This is a genomic window from Stenotrophomonas sp. 1278 (genome assembly GCF_029892765.1).
In the GTDB taxonomy this organism is placed as follows: domain Bacteria; phylum Pseudomonadota; class Gammaproteobacteria; order Xanthomonadales; family Xanthomonadaceae; genus Stenotrophomonas; species Stenotrophomonas indicatrix.
Genome location: NZ_JARXWD010000001.1, coordinates 258,199 through 274,809 on the forward strand (window position 1 = coordinate 258,199; position 16,611 = coordinate 274,809).

At 64.3% G+C, this 16,611-nt stretch carries 18 protein-coding genes; 12 read left to right on the plus strand and 6 right to left on the minus strand.

The window, feature by feature from the left end; all coding sequences use genetic code 11:
* The first annotated feature begins 89 nt into the window (after positions 1 to 89).
* The 3 genes from M2299_RS01220 to M2299_RS01230 all read left to right on the plus strand — a co-directional run bounded on the left by M2299_RS01220 (position 90) and on the right by M2299_RS01230 (position 3,081).
* Positions 90 to 1,493 (plus strand): GntP family permease, encoded by a 1,404-nt coding sequence (locus tag M2299_RS01220; RefSeq protein WP_280883695.1) that lies wholly within the window; start codon positions 90 to 92, stop codon positions 1,491 to 1,493.
* Between the two features lie 87 nt (positions 1,494 to 1,580).
* A complete protein-coding gene (locus M2299_RS01225) occupies positions 1,581 to 2,585 on the plus strand; it encodes a PHB depolymerase family esterase (protein WP_280883696.1) in 1,005 nt (334 codons plus the stop codon).
* A 184-nt stretch (positions 2,586 to 2,769) separates the two neighbouring features.
* The gene (locus M2299_RS01230; RefSeq protein ID WP_280883697.1) at positions 2,770 to 3,081 is read left to right on the plus strand and encodes an excalibur calcium-binding domain-containing protein; all 312 of its coding nucleotides are present in this window, start codon (positions 2,770 to 2,772) and stop codon (positions 3,079 to 3,081) included.
* A gap of 143 nt (positions 3,082 to 3,224) precedes the next feature.
* Here M2299_RS01230 and M2299_RS01235 read toward each other — a convergent pair whose 3' ends face one another.
* The 3 genes from M2299_RS01235 to msuE are packed head-to-tail and all read right to left on the minus strand — an operon-like array spanning position 3,225 to position 5,923.
* Positions 3,225 to 4,265 (minus strand): methionine synthase, encoded by a 1,041-nt coding sequence (locus M2299_RS01235; protein ID WP_100436316.1) that lies wholly within the window; start codon positions 4,263 to 4,265, stop codon positions 3,225 to 3,227.
* A gap of 40 nt (positions 4,266 to 4,305) precedes the next feature.
* Positions 4,306 to 5,283, minus strand: coding sequence for a DUF1852 domain-containing protein (locus M2299_RS01240; protein ID WP_280883698.1), 978 nt, complete (start codon positions 5,281 to 5,283; stop codon positions 4,306 to 4,308).
* Positions 5,284 to 5,341: 58 nt separating this feature from the next.
* On the minus strand, positions 5,342 to 5,923 hold the full coding sequence (msuE, locus tag M2299_RS01245; RefSeq protein ID WP_025874527.1) for an FMN reductase: 582 nt from the start codon (positions 5,921 to 5,923) through the stop codon (positions 5,342 to 5,344).
* A 175-nt stretch (positions 5,924 to 6,098) separates the two neighbouring features.
* Between msuE and M2299_RS01250 the strand changes: the two genes are divergently transcribed.
* Together M2299_RS01250 and M2299_RS01255 are read left to right on the plus strand one after the other, a co-directional pair.
* A complete protein-coding gene (locus tag M2299_RS01250) occupies positions 6,099 to 7,013 on the plus strand; it encodes a LysR family transcriptional regulator (protein WP_025874528.1) in 915 nt (304 codons plus the stop codon).
* Positions 7,013 to 7,921, plus strand: a complete 909-nt coding sequence (locus M2299_RS01255) for a methylenetetrahydrofolate reductase (RefSeq protein ID WP_100436315.1) — start codon at positions 7,013 to 7,015, stop codon at positions 7,919 to 7,921. The genes M2299_RS01250 and M2299_RS01255 overlap by 1 nt, the downstream gene beginning before the upstream one ends.
* A 14-nt stretch (positions 7,922 to 7,935) precedes the next feature.
* Here the strand turns inward: M2299_RS01255 and gcvA are convergent, their stop codons facing one another.
* Entirely contained in the window at positions 7,936 to 8,847 is a 912-nt protein-coding gene (gene gcvA / locus M2299_RS01260) for a transcriptional regulator GcvA (protein ID WP_157804385.1), read from the minus strand.
* Between the two features lie 132 nt (positions 8,848 to 8,979).
* Between gcvA and M2299_RS01265 the strand changes: the two genes are divergently transcribed.
* The 4 genes from M2299_RS01265 (at position 8,980) to M2299_RS01280 (ending at position 11,827) form a co-directional block, all read left to right on the plus strand.
* Positions 8,980 to 9,801, plus strand: a complete 822-nt coding sequence (locus tag M2299_RS01265) for an MBL fold metallo-hydrolase (RefSeq protein WP_157804383.1) — start codon at positions 8,980 to 8,982, stop codon at positions 9,799 to 9,801.
* A complete protein-coding gene (locus M2299_RS01270) occupies positions 9,798 to 10,664 on the plus strand; it encodes an MBL fold metallo-hydrolase (protein WP_100436313.1) in 867 nt (288 codons plus the stop codon). Before M2299_RS01265 ends, M2299_RS01270 begins: the two co-directional genes overlap by 4 nt.
* A gap of 94 nt (positions 10,665 to 10,758) precedes the next feature.
* Positions 10,759 to 11,394 carry a hypothetical protein gene (locus M2299_RS01275; RefSeq protein WP_238379072.1) on the plus strand — a complete coding sequence of 212 codons (636 nt, stop codon included), beginning with the start codon at positions 10,759 to 10,761 and terminating at the stop codon, positions 11,392 to 11,394.
* 49 nt (positions 11,395 to 11,443) lie between these two features.
* On the plus strand, positions 11,444 to 11,827 hold the full coding sequence (locus M2299_RS01280; RefSeq protein ID WP_280883699.1) for a nuclear transport factor 2 family protein: 384 nt from the start codon (positions 11,444 to 11,446) through the stop codon (positions 11,825 to 11,827).
* Positions 11,828 to 11,842: 15 nt separating this feature from the next.
* On the opposite strand, the gene M2299_RS01285 is transcribed toward M2299_RS01280, so the two are convergent.
* Entirely contained in the window at positions 11,843 to 12,775 is a 933-nt protein-coding gene (locus tag M2299_RS01285) for an ABC transporter six-transmembrane domain-containing protein (protein ID WP_099784120.1), read from the minus strand.
* Between the two features lie 273 nt (positions 12,776 to 13,048).
* Between M2299_RS01285 and M2299_RS01290 the strand changes: the two genes are divergently transcribed.
* The 3 genes from M2299_RS01290 (at position 13,049) to M2299_RS01300 (ending at position 16,043) form a co-directional block, all read left to right on the plus strand.
* Entirely contained in the window at positions 13,049 to 14,221 is a 1,173-nt protein-coding gene (locus M2299_RS01290) for a serine hydrolase domain-containing protein (RefSeq protein WP_280883700.1), read from the plus strand.
* A gap of 69 nt (positions 14,222 to 14,290) precedes the next feature.
* Positions 14,291 to 14,872, plus strand: a complete 582-nt coding sequence (locus M2299_RS01295; RefSeq protein WP_223485570.1) for a hypothetical protein — start codon at positions 14,291 to 14,293, stop codon at positions 14,870 to 14,872.
* Between the two features lie 301 nt (positions 14,873 to 15,173).
* Positions 15,174 to 16,043, plus strand: a complete 870-nt coding sequence (locus tag M2299_RS01300) for a trypsin-like serine protease (protein ID WP_088099986.1) — start codon at positions 15,174 to 15,176, stop codon at positions 16,041 to 16,043.
* A 71-nt stretch (positions 16,044 to 16,114) separates the two neighbouring features.
* Here the strand turns inward: M2299_RS01300 and M2299_RS01305 are convergent, their stop codons facing one another.
* Positions 16,115 to 16,600, minus strand: a complete 486-nt coding sequence (locus M2299_RS01305) for a hypothetical protein (RefSeq protein WP_243379029.1) — start codon at positions 16,598 to 16,600, stop codon at positions 16,115 to 16,117.
* Positions 16,601 to 16,611: the final 11 nt, after the last annotated feature.

Genomic DNA, 16,611 nt, shown 5'->3' on the forward strand with positions numbered 1-16,611 from the left:
GCGGTTGCGCACCGGCGAGTGGACCTAGGTCCAGTCGGCAGCGCTCACCAGATCCGGATACTGGGCGCGTCCCCATCCGGAAGCGCCGTATGTCGTTACTGATCGTACTTGCAGCGCTGGCCTTCCTCATCCTGGTGGCCTACCGCGGTTACAGCGTGATCCTGTTCGCGCCCATCGCCGCGCTTGGCGCAGTGCTGCTCACCGATCCCTCGCTGGTGGCACCGATGTTCACCGGCTTGTTCATGGACAAGATGGTCGGCTTCCTCAAGCTCTATTTTCCGGTGTTCCTGCTGGGCGCGGTGTTCGGCAAGCTGATCGAACTGTCCGGCTTCTCCCGCTCGATCGTGGGTGCGGCGATTCGCTTGTTCGGACCGCAGCGGGCGATGCTGTCGATCGTGCTGGTGTCGGGCCTGCTCACCTATGGCGGCGTGTCATTGTTCGTGGTGGTGTTCGCGGTCTATCCGTTCGCGGCCGAGATGTTCCGCCAGAGCAACATCCCCAAGCGCCTGATTCCGGCCACGCTGGGGGTGGGCGGCTTCAGCTTCACCATGGACGCATTGCCGGGCACGCCGCAGATCCAGAACATCATCCCGACCACGTTCTTCGGCACCGATACCTGGGCGGCTCCGGTGCTGGGTACGCTGGGCAGTGTGTTCGTGCTTGCGGTGGGCATGGCCTACCTGGAGTGGCGCCGTCGCGCGGCGGTACGCAGTGGCGAGGGCTACGGAGACCCGGCCACCCTGGTGAACGAGCCGGCACCGTTCGCAGGCACCCATCTGGCGCACGCGGGTATTGCCGTGCTGCCGCTGGTGCTGGTGTTTGTGTCCAACAAGCTGTTCACCCTGGGCATACCGCACTGGTACGGCGCGGAGCACAGCTTCGTGCCGTCGATCATGGGCAGCGCCGCGCCGGTGGTGCAGGGCGTGGCGAAGATCACCGCAATCTGGGCCGTGCTGGGGGCGCTGCTGGTTGGCATCCTGTCGGTGCTGGCGCTGGCCTGGCGCCCGGTAGTCACCCAGTTTGCCGAGGGCACCAAGGCGGCGATCGGGGGTGCAGTGCTGGCCGCCATGAACACCGCCTCGGAATATGGCTTCGGCGCGGTCATCGCCGCGTTGCCCGGCTTCATGGTGGTGGCCAACGCGCTGGGGGCGATCAAGGACCCCCTGCTGCATGAAGCGGTCACCGTAACCGGTCTGGCCGGTGTCACCGGCTCTGCATCGGGCGGCATGAGCATCGCCCTGGCGGCAATGTCGGAGACCTTCATCGCCAACGCGCAGGCTGCCGGCATCCCGATGGAGGTGCTGCATCGCGTTGCCGCGATGGCATCGGGCGGCATGGACAGCCTGCCGCACAACGGTGCGGTCATCACCCTGCTGATGGTCACCGGGCTGACCCATCGCCAGGCCTACAAGGACATTTTCGCAGTGACCATCATCAAGACCCTCGCGGTGTTCGTGGTGATCGGCATCTACTACGCCACCGGCTGGGTTTGACAGCGGCGTCGCAGCACCCTCTGGAAGGTCGGTCCACGAGGATTTCCGGTACCACTTCATCCACGACTCACGCATGAGGATCTGGTCATGAAATCTGGAATCGATTCAATCAAGGCGCTGATGCTGCTGCTGTGCACCTGGCTGGCCACCACGGGTACCGCCTCCGCGGCAGACCCATCCGGACATTGGGATGTTGGCCTGTACGGCAATCTGTTCGGCGCCCGCGAGTACCAGGTGTGGGTGCCGGCCGGCTACGATGAAACGCGGCCACTGCCCCTGTTGCTGGTGCTGCACGGCTGCGTGACCGGGCCGAACCTGATGGGCGAGGCCTCCGGCTTCAACGAGGTGGCCGACACCGAAGGCTTCATCGTGGTCTACCCGCGGCAGAACGTAACCTCCAACCCCGCACGCTGCTGGAACTGGCAGCTGCCGATCAACCAGGCGCGCGACAGTGGCGAAGCCTCCATCCTGGCCGGCATCGTGGACAAGGTGAAAGTGGGCTACAGCATCGATCCGCACCGGGTGTACGTCACCGGCATTTCCGCCGGCGGGGCGATGACTTCGATCATGCTGGCCTGCTATTCGGATGTGTTCGCGGCGGGCGCGATCCATTCCGGCGGCATGTACAAGGGCGCGACCACGATCTCCGGCAGCGCCTATGCGCTGTTGGCCGGCAGCATCTACTCACCGGACAGCAACGGGCGGCTGGCCTGGCAGTGCTCGGGCTCGCCGTCGCCGCGACCGATCCCGGTGCTGGTCTTCCATGGCACCGCCGACGCCACGGTGAACCCGATCAACGGGCAGCAGGCCGTGCGCCAGTTCCTGCAGACCAACGACCTGGCTGACGATGGCGTGGACAACGACTCGGTGAAGTACGTGCCGACCAGCACCTTCCACGGCCAGGTACCGGGTGGGCGTGCCTACACGGTTGACTCTTACACCTATGGCGGCAGGACGCTCGTCCAGCATTACGTGGTGCAGGGGATGGGGCATGCCTGGAGCGGCAGCCAGTCCGGGTTGCCGTTCACCGACCCCAAGGGCCCGGATGCCACGTTGATTACCTGGCTGTTCCTGAAGGATCAGCAGCGCTGAGTTTCGGGCGCAGGAGCAGGGGAGGCGGCGCCAGTGTGGGAGCGGTGGGCTCCCGCACTGGCGCGCGGCTTTTGCCTTGTAGCGTCGAGTCGACGGGACGGCTAGGCCGCGTGCTAGCCTTGTCAGCGGGAAACACGCCTGACAGGGGGGCATTGTCATCCACGCGAATCTCACTTTTGCGGTCGTGATCGCATTGGCGTTACCTGTCGAGGCGTTAGCGCACAGCGGCGGTCTCGACAAGAGCGGCTGCCATACCAATCGCACAACGGGCGACTACCATTGCCATCGAGGTGGCCCGGTTGCACCTCGCAACTTCGACGCACCCCGCAACAATTTCACTCCAGGGCGCGCGCGCAGATCAGGTGCATTCGCAAACTGCGCCGAAGCCCGCGCAGCCGGTGCGGCACCTGTGCGCCGTGGAGAGCCTGGATATGGGCCCCACCTTGATCGTGACAATGATGGGGTGGGGTGTGAGCCCTATCGTGGGCGCAGGTGAGGCGGGGGTACGGTTGCACGTCAGTGGTGCACGCTCGCCGGCAGCCGAGTTGAAGATGAATTGCAATTAAGGAGGGGGCCCCCCCCCCTGCATTGACTAGAGATCACGCGCTGGGCAGGGCGCCCGCAGGCGCGCCGTCCTGCTCAACCGCGGGCCAGAAGCTCGTCGCGAATGATCTGTGCACCTGCGCTGAGCGCGCGCAGCTTGCCTCGTGCTACGTCACGCGACAGCGGCGCCATGCCGCAGTTGGTGCTGGGGTAGAGCTTGTCAGCATCCACGAACTGCAGGGCCTTGCGCAGCGTGTTGGCCACTTCTTCCGGCGTCTCGACCGTGCTGGAAGCCACATCGATGGCACCGACCATCACCTTCTTGCCGCGCACCAGCTCGATCAGGTCAATCGGCACGTGCGAGTTGTGGCATTCCAGCGAGATGATGTCGATGCTGGACGTCTGCAGCTTCGGGAACGATTCTTCATACTGGCGCCATTCCGAACCCAGCGTCTGCTTCCAGTCGGTGTTGGCCTTGATGCCGTAGCCGTAGCAAATATGCACCGCGGTTTCGCACTTGAGCCCTTCGACCGCGCGCTCCAGTGCAGCGACACCCCAATCGTTCACTTCGTCGAAGAACACGTTGAAGGCAGGCTCGTCGAACTGGATGATGTCGACGCCGGCCGCCTCCAGTTCCCTGGCTTCCTGGTTGAGGATCCCGGCGAACTCCCAGGCCAGCTTTTCGCGGCTCTTGTAGTGCGCGTCATACAGGGTGTCGATCATGGTCATCGGGCCCGGTAGCGCCCATTTGATCGGCTGCGTAGTCTGCCTGCGCAGGAACTTCGCGTCCTCCACAAACACCGGCTTCGGGCGGCTGACAGCGCTCACCACGGTGGGCACACTGGCGTCGTAGCGGTCGCGGATGCGGACGGTTTCACGCTTCTGGAAATCGACGCCACTAAGGTGTTCGATGAAGGTGGTGACGAAATGCTGCCGTGTCTGTTCGCCGTCACTGACGATGTCGATGCCGGCGTGCTGCTGTTCCTGCAGGGACAGGCGCAGGGCATCCTGCTTGCCTTCAATCAGGCCGTCATCCTGCAGTTTCCAGGGCGACCAGAGCTTTTCGGGCTCGGCCAGCCAGGAGGGCTTGGGCAGGCTGCCTGCGGTGGAGGTGGGGAGCAGTTTCTTCGTCGACATTGCGTCTTGTGTCCTGAGGGGCGAATGGAAAAGCGGTGGATCAGCGGGCGGCCCACTGCTCAAGCACGGCGCGGTACGGCTTGATGAAGTGTTCTTCGGTGAATCGGCCTTGCTTGACCGCCAGCTGGCTGCGCTCTTCGCGGTCGTAGACGATGCGGGTGGACGAATAGTCCTGGTGCTTCAGGCTGGGCTGGTAGACCTTGCCCGCCACGGAATTGGCGTTGTAGATCTCGGGGCGGTAGATCTTCTGGAAGGCCTCCATCGTGCTGATGGTGCCGATCAGTTCCAGGTTCGAGTAGTCGCCCAGCAGGTCACCCTGGAAGTAGAACGCCAGTGGCGCGACGCTGCCTGGCGGCATGAAGTAGCGCACCTGCAGCCCCATCTTGTCAAAGTACTGGTCGGTGGGGGAGAACTCGCCTTGCCGATACTCGACGCCCAGGATGGGATGGTGGTTCTCGGTGCGATGATAGGTCTTGCTGCTGGACACGCTGATGCAGATCACCGGCGGCTTGTTGAAGTGCGCACGGTAGGCGTCGGACGCCAGGAAGTGCTTGAACAGCTTGCCATGAAGATCGCCGAAGTCTTCGGGAATGCCGAAGGTAGCCTTGCCTTCGTTGCTGGCGGGCAGCACGACGCTGAAATCGTAGTCGCGGACGTAGGACGAGAAATTGTTGCCGACGATGCCTTCTGTACGCACGCCGGTACGCGTGTCGACGATGGTCGGCCGCAGCACCTCGATCAACGGGAACGTATCGCTGCCGTCGCTGCCATCGATGTGCATCTCCACCGAGATGATGTCCAGCTCGACCGCGTAGCGATCCGCGCTGGGGTTGTCCCAGTGCGCCAGATCGTTGAAGCGGTTGTTGATCATGCCGAGCGTGTTGCGCAGGTTTTCCTGGCGGGATTCGCCGCGGGCCAGGTTGGCGAAGTTGGTGGTGATTCGCGTGCCGTCAGCGGGCTGGTAGTCCTCGTTGAAAGGAATACGGGTGATGCTGAAGGTGAAGTTCTCGGTCGTCATGGGCGGCGTTCCGGGTTGCGGGGGTGACATCCGAATGCAGGTTGCTGGCATTCGGCATTCAGAGGACTGCAGCGGCCTCGGTAACGGCAGGTGCTGCACGATGGGAGAGGGCAAGCAGGGGCATCGCGCGCTGCACCGCCAGCCGCGCCCGCTGCATCAGGGCCTCGTTCTGCACGCAGCCGTCTGCGAAATCCTTGTCGGTTGCGTAGACACCCAAGGGCAGGGTTCGCGCCTGGAAGAAGCTGAAAAGCGGTCGCAGCTGGTGGTCGATCACCAGCGCGTGGCGTTCGCTGCCGCCAGTGGCGGCCAGCAGGATCGGGGTATCGACCAGCGCGTCCTGGTCGATGAAATCGAAGAAGTGCTTGAACAGGCCGGTGTACGAACCGCGGTAGACCGGCGTAACCACCACCAGCACATCGGCCCGCTCGACAGCGGCCAACTGCCGCTCCACGGTTTCGGGCAACTGCGAGCGCCGGAGCGCACCGGCCAGTTGTGGCGCCAGTTCACCCAGTTCAATCAGGTGCTGATCGCAGGGGACGCCTTCGCCGATCAGGTCCAGCAGGTGCTCGGCCAGGGTCGCGGCCCTTGAGGGGCGCTGCAGCCCGCCGGAAACGGCGACGATACGGAGGGGGCGGGTCATCTCTTCGCTTCAGCAGGGGAGGGGCTGCTTCGGGGTGACCTGCAGGGGCGCAGTCCTGCGTGCCGGCTGGGTAGCCGCGCTGGCAGGGATCCGAAGGCGTGAGTCGATGCTAGCCAGCCCTTCCCATGACGTAAAATGGTATTACTTCACCAATCCATGAGTGAGATTCATCGTCATGTTGGAGCGGATCCATCTCAGCATCGTGCAGCAGGTCGAACAGCAAGGCTCGCTGACCGCCGCCGCCGGTGTGCTGAACCTGACCCAATCAGCCCTGAGCCACAGCATGAAGAAGCTGGAGCAGCAGCTGGGTACCAACGTTTGGCTGCGCGAAGGCCGCAGCCTGCGCCTGACCCAGGCGGGCCAGTACCTGTTGGCGGTGGCCAACCGGGTGCTGCCGCAACTGGACCTGGCCGAGGAACGGCTGGGCCAGTTCGCGCAGGGCGAGCGTGGCGCGCTGCGCATCGGCATGGAATGCCACCCCTGCTACCAGTGGCTGCTGAAGATCGTCTCGCCCTATCTGGCCAGCTGGCCCGACGTCGATGTGGACGTCAAACAGAAGTTCCAGTTCGGCGGCATCGGCGCCCTGTTCGGCTATGAGATCGACCTGCTGGTCACGCCCGACCCGTTGCTGAAGCCGGGCCTGAAGTTCGTCCCCGTCTTCGATTACGAGCAGGTGCTGGTGGTGGCCAAGGGCCATGCGCTGGCGTCGGTCGAGCACGTCAAACCCCGCCAGCTCAGCCAGGAAGTACTAATCAGCTATCCGGTGCCGTTCGAGCGGCTGGACATCTACAACCAGTTCCTGCTGCCTGCCGGGGTCACGCCCCGGCGCCACAAGGCCATCGAAACCACCGACATCATGATGCAGATGGTGGCCAGCGGTCGCGGCGTGGCCGCCATGCCGCGTTGGCTGGTGGAGGAATATGCAGCCCGCATGGACGTGGTACCGGTGCGTCTGGGTGCGAAAGGCATTCCCAAGCAGATCTACCTGGGCGCGCGTGAGGCCGATACCGGTATCGATTACCTGCAGGCGTTTGTCGAACTGGCACGGAACAGCTCCACAAGCGCCGGCAACCTGCGTGGTGCCGGCTGATGTCAGCAGGCGTTGGCCGCATGGAGCCACTGGCGCAGACCTTCGTCAACGCCTTTTCATTGGAAGTCAGTGCCAAGGCCATGCCTGCGCTGCGCGCCGAAGCCGCCCGCATTGCACGGGGGACGACGATCTCCATTCCCTACCTGCCGAGCGAGGACGATGCTGCGCGACTGGCCGCGGCACGCAGGGTGCGCGAACTGGGGTTCGAGCCGATGCCGCACCTTTCCGCACGCCGCATCGGCTCGCGGGCGGCGCTTGAGCACTTCATCGAGCATGCCGTCATCGACGCCGGCATTGAGCGCTGTTTCGTGATCGCAGGCGATCTTGCCACGCCTGCCGGGCCGTTCGCCGACAGCACATCGATCATCGAGAGCGGCATTCTCGAGCGCGCCGGCATCAAGGTCGTGGGGGTGGGCGGGCATCCGCAAGACCATCCGGTGATGACCAGCGCCGAGAGGTGGCGCGTGCTTGAAAACAAGTGCCAGCGTATCGAAGAGCGAGGCATGGCACCGCTGGTCATCACCCAGTTCGCATTCGACGCCGGTATCGTTCTGGCCTGGTTGAATGAACTGCGCGCCCGTGGCATCACCCCTCCAGTGCTGGTGGGCGTTCCCGGGCCGGCCAGCATCGCGCGGCTTGTACGCTATGCGACCATGTGCGGCGTCGCTGCAAGCACCTCGATGCTGTCCCGCTACGGCATCTCCATCGGCCGCCTGCTGGGAAGGGCCGGGCCGGATGTGTTCGTGGACCGCCTGGCAGAGGGCTTGACCGAAGCCCATGGGCAGGTCAGCCCGCATCTGTTTCCCTTCGGCGGTATCGCACCAACCATGGAGTGGGTGGAGCACTACCGGATGCGTGCAGGCGATGCGCACACGACCCGCTCACCTGTTGCCGATGAACCGTCATGACACGCATGGGCCTGTCATGGCCGATCACTGCACTCCTCACCCAGCCATTGGCAGAACGCCTGCACATCGGGGCGGTCCTGAGCCATCTCCCGACGGATCAACCAGAATGCGTAACGGTTCTCCAGCTCCAGGCTGAAGGGTTTCACCAGCCTGCCTTGGCGGAGATCGTCTTCCACCAGCGGCGCCACGCCGAGCGCCACGCCATGGCCGGCCACCGCCGCTTCCTGCGCAAGATAGATGCTGGGGAAGACCGGCCCGGCGCTTGCGTTGACGTTGATGGCGCCGGCAGCCTCCAGCCAGTGTGACCACGCCGGCACGCCGGGGCGGTCCGTGGCACTTTCATCGTGCAACAACGTGCAGTGGCGCAGATCATCAGACCGCTGCAGCCGGCCAGCAGTGCCGGCCAGCAGCGCGGGCGAGGACACAGGGAATACCGGCGCCTTCAACAGCAGCTCAGCGCGCACGCCGGTGTAGTTGCCTGCACCGTAGCGGATGCCGACATCGAATCCTCCGCGCAGAAAGTCGGCGTGCTCATTGCCGGTGTCGATGCGCACCCGGACATTGGGGTGCGCATGGTGAAAGCGGTGCAGCCTTGGGGCCAGCCATTTCGCGGCGAACGACTCCATGGTTGTCACCCGCAGCTCGTGTGGTGCGCGCGTCCTGGCGCGCTCCAACGCCAGGTCCAGCTGCCCAAGTAGATCGCCGACCGTTGTTGCCAGTGCCGCGCCGTCTGATGTGAGCGCCACGGCGCGGTGATTGCGCTGGAACAGGCTTACGCCCAGATAGGCCTCGAGGTGTTTGACCTGATGGCTGACCGCAGCCGGGGTGACGAACAGCTCGCGCGCCGCCTGATTGAAGCTGAGGTGGCGGGCAGCCGCTTCGAACGTGCGCAGCGCATTCAGTGGGGCAGTGGGGCGGGCTTTCACGGGCACCATCCAACGCAGGGGCCCTGTCATCGTAGTGCATTAATTTTTCTAACGCGAAGCGTAGAACTACTCGTTTGCCGGGCGCCGCATGAGCTGATGATGATACCGATCCTCCCACCCGGAAAGCCCACCATGCGTATTCAGGAGCTTGCCCCAGATGTGCTGATGTTCGTCGGTGACCAGGTTGAATCGGTCGCTACCGCCTTCGTCAACGGAGACCAGGTGCTGCTGGTGGACGCGTTGGGCAGCGAGGAGGATGCCGCCTGGTTGCGTGAGGTGCTGTACGGGCAGATGGGCAAGAGGGTGCGATTGGTTGCCGCCACCCATTTCATGAGCGACCACATCTGTGGCATGACGCTGTTTCCGGAGGCGCTGACCCTGGCGCACCGCCATCACCGGCATGCCTTTCTTTCGCAGAACCAACCGGTGGCATCACGCTACCGCGATCCCGATATCGTGTTCGACAATCTCGCCATGCGCTGGGGGCGCCACCAGCTGCGCTTCCTGTACAACCCCGGCAAGACGATGGACCACATGAGCGTGGATGTGCCGAGCGCCGATCTGGTCTGCGTGGGCGACAACATCGTCGGCAACATCGTCTATCTCTCCCGGTCGGACCCGGCGCTGCAGCGCGCCGCCATCGGCCGTATCCAGCAGTTCGGGCGCAGCAGGGTGGTCGGCGGGCATATCGGGGTCTTCGATGCGGCGGTGCTGGGCAATGCACTCCACTACCTGCAGCGGATGCAGGAGATCGTCGTGGATATCCGGCTGCGAACTGCGCCGACGGAGACCACGGCGCTGATGGCAGCCATCAGACTGGAGGATTGCATCGCGTCGGGGGTAACGCCGACGGCATTCGAACGAGAATGGCATGGACACAATCTCACGGCGATCGTCGCGCAGTCGATCTTCTCCCTGGACGCTGCGCTGGCAGCAAGGGAGCAGGCCGCATGAAACACGATGCCGTCAACGCACCGGCGCTGGGCAGTCGCAGACGCTTCCTTGCCCGTTGCGCCGGTGTGGCCGCTGCTGCGCTGGTCCCTGCTGGTGCCGCAGCGCCACCGGCGGAGATGCGCAGCCTGCGGGCCCAGCGATTGGCGTGGGCCGGGGTGCGGCTACAGCTACCGGAGAGCACGCTGCTGATTGATCCGCTGGTGAATCCCGCAACGTGGGGCAAGGCATTGCCGGACCGGCTGGTGCCGGTGAACGATGTGCTGGGCGAAAGCCACGTGCTGGTCACCCACACCCACTCCGATCACTTCGATGCCGATGCGGTTGCGGCGGCGCTCAGCAAAGGGGGAACACTCGCATATCCAGCCGGCCTGCAGCCCATGCCGCTACCCGCAGCCGCACGTGCACGGCCGAGCGCGCTGTGGGAGCCCCAATTGCTGGGCGACTTCACTGCAACGCCGGTACCGGCATCGGACGGCTACGGCGATACGCAGGTTTCCTGGGTGGTAACAGCGGGCGGCCGACGCATCTTCCATGGCGGCGACACCCAATGGCACGGCCATTGGTGGCGTATCGGGCGCCAGTTCGGACCGTTCGATGCGGCCTTCCTCCCCATCAATGGCGCCACGTTCGGCTGGCGCGAGCCCGTAAGTGGCCAGCCTGGCGTACTGACGCCGGAGCAGGCGGTGGCAGCGGCGGCAATACTCGGCGCACGCACGCTGGTGCCCATTCACTATGGCATCAGCGGAATGGACAACTATGCGGAAGTGGACGACCCGCTCGGGCGGCTTCGCAAGGCAGCCGGTGACCGTGCCGTGGCCGTGCAGGTCGTCGAGCCGGGCGCGTGGCTGACATGGCCGGCGTAGTCCCGTATCCGCGCGTGAATCATTCCTGGCCCTGGGAGAATCCATGAATCGAGCACACTGCATTGCAACCGCCATCGCGTTTTCTTCTTTTTCCATGGCCGCCCTGGCGGCGGAAACCACCAGCCCCAAACGCCCCTCGGTCGAGCAGCTGCAGAAGGTGATCGTCAGCACCTCGCCGCAGACCCGCGTGGATGCTCCGGACAAAGAACGCATCACGGCGCGGCGGATCGATATCGTCGACGAGAACGGGGTGATCCGGATGACGCTCTCGGGCCAGACGCCACCGCCCATCATCGATGGCATCCAGTACAAGCGAGCCTTCAATGTGGCGGGCATGGTGCTGTACGACCACCAGGGCAGCGAGCGCGGTGGCTTCGGAACCGCAGACGTCGAGGGCGGCATGGCCGTACTGGCGCTTGACCACCCGGCCATGGATGCAATTGGCTGGCGTGTGTCGCCCGACGGCGACGTGCGGTTCTCGATCACCCAGGCGCCGCCGCTGATTCGCGAGCCGCGGCTGGACAATCGCCTGATTCCGGGGGTGCAGACGCCAACACGCATCGAGATGGCGGTGGCAGCCGATGGCACCCCCGCCATCGCGCTGAACGATCAACAGGACCGCGCCAGGCTGCGCCTGACCGTAACGCCGGAAGGCTACGGGGCCATCGAGTTCCTGGACGCGCAGGGCAGGGTGATCCATACCTTGGCGCCCGAAGCCCATCGGCAGTGATGTCAGGTTGTCACTGACGCAGCAATCGCCCAACTACCTTGGAGCCGGCATGGACACTGAAATACGGCAGCTCGAAGAAGCGCTGCGCATCGCGATGCTCACCAGCGACGTGGCCGCCCTGGATGTCCTGATTGCAGACGCCCTGATCTTTGTGGGGCCTTCGGGCGAAGTGTTTGGCAAGCAGGATGATCTGGACCTGCATCGTTCAGGGCGCCAGAAGCTGAGCATGGCCGAATGGCAATCGGTGGAGATTGCCCTGCATGATCAAACCGCAGTCGCACTCATCACTGCGGACCTGGCCGGAACCTTCGATGGCGCAGCCTTCTCTGGCCGCTTCAGGTACTGCCGCTTCTGGGCGAAGACGGCCGGTGTCTGGCAAGTGCTGGGCGGCTCGGTTGTCGCTCTGCCCGCAGCAATGGAGACAATCGCCTAGACAGCCGGCGGTGGCTCATGGCCCGGGGTGGGCGTTGTTCTCCGCATCCTCCATTCCCGGGCTGACCCGGCGGCCGATGTCCTTCAGCCTTGCCAGTTGGTCGACCATCGACGGTGCATCGTCCAGGCTGCCGACAAAGGTCCACAGGTAGGTCATCACCGCATAGACGTGGCCAGGGGTCACGCCATCGGTCGTGGCGAGGCGGCCGATGGTCAAGGCAAACAGCACCGCAGCAGCCGCGCCGACCACCACGAAGGCACCAGCCTCGCGATCGGACAGCAGGATGCGCAGTCGCGACAGGGTGCGGTAGTGGCGGCGCAGTACCGACGGGCCGACCCGGTCGACCAGCCGGATTTCATGCTCCAGCCGGTTGTTCAGGCGGCCGTGCAACTGCTCGTTGCGGCGAGCGAACGAGGGCAGCAACACCAGCGCACCGAGCAGGGCGATGAGGCTGGCGGCCCCAACCAGGGGTTCGATTGCCAGCAGCATCGCCGCCGCGCCGAACATGGAAACGAGCGCAGTGGCGATGATCGGCACGTGCTTCTCGAAGAAGTCGACGAACTCGCGGGCCAGTACCACCCGCGCCGCCGAGGTGGAGGTAGCCTGGCCCAAGCGCCGCTGCGCCTGCACCACGTTTACCGCCAGATCGGCGTAGATGCGGGTGAAGGTGCGTGTATCGACCGCACGGCGGGCGGCGCCTACCAGCCAGAACAGCAGCACCACGCCGGCGTAGGAAATGGCATGGCCGACGTTGCCACGGATGATCGCGTCCACCGCGAAGCCGGCGAACAGCGGATAGGCCAGCAGCAGCGCATTCTCCAGCGCCACCAGCGAAAAGGTGCCGGTGAGCTGCCAGGGGTAGGTGCGCAGGATGGCTTTCAGGGTGGCGGCCGCATTCTGCTGGCCGATGCTGCCGGCTGCGACGGCCGGATCGTGTGGGGGCTTCATGGGGACCTGGGCAGATCGAGGATGGGGCAGGGGATCGATGGAGGCATTTCCCCTGATCGCTGCCAGTATCTGCAGTCCTTTGGAGGGAGCATGGAGGAGCGATGGAGATTGCGTGGAGATGCTGGCAGCGTTCAGCGACGGGCGTGCACCGGCCAGGGGAGCTCGACCCGGGGCGAGGCTCGGCATCCATCGGCAATCGAGCCCCTGCCATCGGGTATCTTAAGGGCCCTTTTCCCACCTCTCTTCAAGCGCCTACGCATGCATGCGAATCCGATGACTGTTCGAAACAGGCGATGGCTCGGCAGCTTGGTCGTATCCGCGGCGTTGTTGGCGGCAGGCTGCGCCAGCGAGAAGGCCGCAACGAAGGATCTGGGGGCGGAGATCGATGAGATCGCCGCAGCGCTGATCCAGCAGCCGTTGCTTCATTCGACCTCGATCGGCGTCGTGTACCGGGGCGAGGAATTCGTCCGTCATCGCGGCGACATGGAAACCGGCAAGCCTGGCCCTCCAACCGATGCGACCCGCTACGAGATCGGTTCGTTGAGCAAGACCCTGGCCGGCACCCTGATGGCCAATGCCGTTCTGGAACACAAGGTCAGCCTGGACGACGACGTCCGACAGTACCTGCAGGGGAACTATCCGAACCTGCAGTACAAGGGCGAGTCCATCCGCATCCGCCATCTGCTGTCGCACACCAGCGGCCTGCCGAACATGCTGCCGGAACGCGCGAACACGGTGTTGGAGGACTTCACCGATCATCGTACGCCCAGCGAACTCAACACCCTCTATGCGCACTACGGCAAGGCTGATTTCTTCAAGGATCTGCACGCCGTCGAGATTGACCGGGCACCCGGCAAGGACTACGCCTACTCCAGTGCCGGAACGGAACTGACAGCGCATATCCTGGAAACCGTCTACAACAGCGACTACGAGTCGCTGTTACGCGGATTCTTTGGCGATTCCGCGCCGATGATGGGTCTCAGAATCAGACTCAGCGACAGCGAAGCGTCCCGGCTTGCGGTCGGCTATCACAGCGACAACCCGATACCGACCACGCCGATGCCACAGCTGCCGTGGGGCGCCTCCGGGAACGTGAAGGCAACTGTCCCGGAAATGGTGAAGTACCTCAGGTTCCAGCTGGCCAACGGGCCGGTGGTGAAGGAGTCGCATCGCCCTCTGGTCACGTTCGATTCGGAGTTCAGCATCGGCTACTTCTGGAACATCGTTTCCGGTGACCGGCTGAAGGGCGTCTACCATGCGCATCATGGTGGCGTACCACGGTCGCAGTGCTACATCTACATCGTGCCCAAGTACGATCTTGGCATCTTCATCATCACCAACCAGAGCGGCGACCAGACGGCGCGCGCCATGGAGGCTGCGATCGATACGCTGGTCGAAAAAATCGCCGCGCGGGAAGCTCTCGCTGGTAATGATGTTTCCCGATAGAGAGGGTGTTTCCCAGCTGTCCGGTGTGGTGCCGAACAGTGTTGGCACCCCAGGCAGGAGCATTGCGCATTGATCACCCGTACGTTGAACAGGATTCTACTGCTCGCAGGCTTGGGGCTTGTCATTGCCCCGAACGCCCCGGCAGCAGAATCGATCCGCAGCACCGTTCCCAAGCAGGATGAAATCGATCAGGCGCTGGCACTTGTGTCCTGCAAGGCGGATCGCACCGCATTCCGGGCGTTGGCCCATCAATTGCGTGACATCGCAACCAGCGGGAAGCCATCGGCCGGCTGGCAGCCGATCACCGGCAAGGGTGGGGGTTACAGCAACGCACTGGGCGACATGCCCGGCGTTGTCGCGGAAATGAAGCTTCCAGCACCGGCTCTGGTCTTCGGTCATCCGTCCACGCGGCTGATACTGTCGCGCAGTTCCGTGGTGGCTGTCTTCGATGCAGACCTTGCTGCAGTCCTCACCAAAGCGCTTTCCCTCGATGGGCCGGGGACGCAGGGCGAACCCGGTGGAATGCGAGTAGTCCAGTCAGCACCGGAAGCCCAGGGCGATGGCATCGAAGTGATGGCACTGGTGGCCCAGCGCATCGAGGCCGACCCGATGCCGATCGCCGTGGCCGGGTGTCTGTACTTCACCCGGTGAAGTGGGCGACGTTCTCATGGACGGGCGCCTTCCTGGTTCCCGATCTTCGCTCCGGGGCTGCGAACAGAGGGATTCAAGGGCGCGAACCAATCTCGAAATCCTGCGCACGTACGGCCTGTTCGATCCGCAGGAATGCCAGGCTCGCCTTGCGCGGTGAACACTAAACGTGTCGGCGCGTCCCGGTTTCAGACGCGGTTTCCATCCCTTCGTCGGTCACCACGGGAATTGGTCGCGCGTCCATCAGCAGTGTCGATGCGTTTTGCTAGGCTGGATCGATCGACCACAAGGATGAATGCTTTCGATGAATCGCTGGCTCTTTCTGCTGCTTGCCGCGCTCCCGTTCGCTGCCGGGGCCATCGTCATCCGTGATGATGTCGACGATGGCAGGTACCGCATCGAACGATCTGACTTCCCGGCGCTGGCGGACATGCCAGGAGAGGGGCACGGCGTTCTCATCGCCCCGCGTTGGGTGCTGACCGCAGCGCATGCAGCGCCGATGGAAGGGATGGGAGCAACGATCGCGATCAATGGCAACGCGTATGGCGTTGAACGCGTATTCCTGCATCCCGGCTACCGGAGGATGCCCGAGGCTCTGGGCAAGGAGGCGATGGCAACAGGAAGTCCTTCCCGGATCCATGCCTTCCTGGCGGCCTCGGATGACATCGCGCTGATCAAGCTTGCCGCGCCGGTGACCGATGCCACGCCCGTGGCGCTGTATCGGGGTTCAGCAGAGGTCACGCAGGTCGCCGTCCTGATGGGGAAGGGCGCCACCGGCAACGGTGCGGTTGGCCAGTTGCCGGATGCGCCGCACCGTACATCCCTGCGGCGGGCCCACAACACGATTACCGGCGGCAATCAGCGGTATCTCTGGTACCGGTTCGATCCGCCGCCGCAGGGCCTGCCGCTTGAGGGCGTACTGGGAAGTGGAGACAGCGGTGGTCCGCTTGTGGTCAACGACCACGGCACCTGGCAATTGGTGGGACTGGGGTCCTGGATCACGGCCGTACCCGAGCATGCCCTTGAAGCAGGCTTCTATGGCCAGATGGTCCACAACGTTCGCGTGTCACGCTACGTCGACTGGATCGAGGCCGTCATGCGGCAGGGGGACGATAGCCTGCCGCCCAGTAAAACCGGACGCGCCAATGGCTCACTTGGAAATGGACGCCCGTAACAGGTTCGATCGTGAAATCCCGCACAAACTGGTCTGAAGCGGAGCGCGCGCAGATGTGCCGCGCTCAGCGCTCAGCGCCCCGCGCATGTCGCTGAGGTGGCCCGCGGGGCGGGCACCCGCCACACCTGTTCACCTTCCTCGTCATTGCCCACGTAGAACGCGATGCGCCCATCCTCCTCGCGGCGAAGCGTGGGACTGAACGTGATGGTGTCCATTTCGCCGCCCTTGCCGATGAAGCGCATTTCACCGCCGCAGACAAAGTTCGAACCGGCCTGCTCTCCCAGCGCACCACAGTTCAGTGGCGAGGATTCGGCGCGGACCAACGGCTTTACCCGAGGCTGGATGCGCCCTTGCTCAGCCAGCTCGCAGAAGTGGTCGGCGATGGTATTGCGCATCTCGGCCTGTGAGGGCATCCATGCGGGGCAGCGGGACGCGTCGTCCTGGCAGCTGCTGGCCGGGGCGGTGGAGGCGGGCTGGGTGGACGGTGCTGCGATCGTCCCGGAAAGCGGCAGCAGGGAAGCTGCGATGGCAAGCAACAGGCGAGTGGAGACGGGCACGCGTATCTCTG

What these genes read in the sequence shown, in the direction of transcription:
- M2299_RS01220 (WP_280883695.1), top strand. Translation starts at nt 90, where the DNA reads ATGTCGTTACTGATCGTACTTGCAGCGCTGGCCTTCCTCATCCTGGTG.
- M2299_RS01225 (WP_280883696.1), top strand. Translation starts at nt 1,581, where the DNA reads ATGAAATCTGGAATCGATTCAATCAAGGCGCTGATGCTGCTGCTGTGC.
- M2299_RS01235 (WP_100436316.1), bottom strand. Translation starts at nt 4,265, where the DNA reads ATGTCGACGAAGAAACTGCTCCCCACCTCCACCGCAGGCAGCCTGCCC.
- M2299_RS01240 (WP_280883698.1), bottom strand. Translation starts at nt 5,283, where the DNA reads ATGACGACCGAGAACTTCACCTTCAGCATCACCCGTATTCCTTTCAAC.
- msuE (WP_025874527.1), bottom strand. Translation starts at nt 5,923, where the DNA reads ATGACCCGCCCCCTCCGTATCGTCGCCGTTTCCGGCGGGCTGCAGCGC.
- M2299_RS01250 (WP_025874528.1), top strand. Translation starts at nt 6,099, where the DNA reads ATGTTGGAGCGGATCCATCTCAGCATCGTGCAGCAGGTCGAACAGCAA.
- M2299_RS01255 (WP_100436315.1), top strand. Translation starts at nt 7,013, where the DNA reads ATGTCAGCAGGCGTTGGCCGCATGGAGCCACTGGCGCAGACCTTCGTC.
- M2299_RS01265 (WP_157804383.1), top strand. Translation starts at nt 8,980, where the DNA reads ATGCGTATTCAGGAGCTTGCCCCAGATGTGCTGATGTTCGTCGGTGAC.
- M2299_RS01270 (WP_100436313.1), top strand. Translation starts at nt 9,798, where the DNA reads ATGAAACACGATGCCGTCAACGCACCGGCGCTGGGCAGTCGCAGACGC.
- M2299_RS01275 (WP_238379072.1), top strand. Translation starts at nt 10,759, where the DNA reads ATGGCCGCCCTGGCGGCGGAAACCACCAGCCCCAAACGCCCCTCGGTC.
- M2299_RS01280 (WP_280883699.1), top strand. Translation starts at nt 11,444, where the DNA reads ATGGACACTGAAATACGGCAGCTCGAAGAAGCGCTGCGCATCGCGATG.
- M2299_RS01285 (WP_099784120.1), bottom strand. Translation starts at nt 12,775, where the DNA reads ATGAAGCCCCCACACGATCCGGCCGTCGCAGCCGGCAGCATCGGCCAG.
- M2299_RS01290 (WP_280883700.1), top strand. Translation starts at nt 13,049, where the DNA reads ATGACTGTTCGAAACAGGCGATGGCTCGGCAGCTTGGTCGTATCCGCG.
- M2299_RS01300 (WP_088099986.1), top strand. Translation starts at nt 15,174, where the DNA reads ATGAATCGCTGGCTCTTTCTGCTGCTTGCCGCGCTCCCGTTCGCTGCC.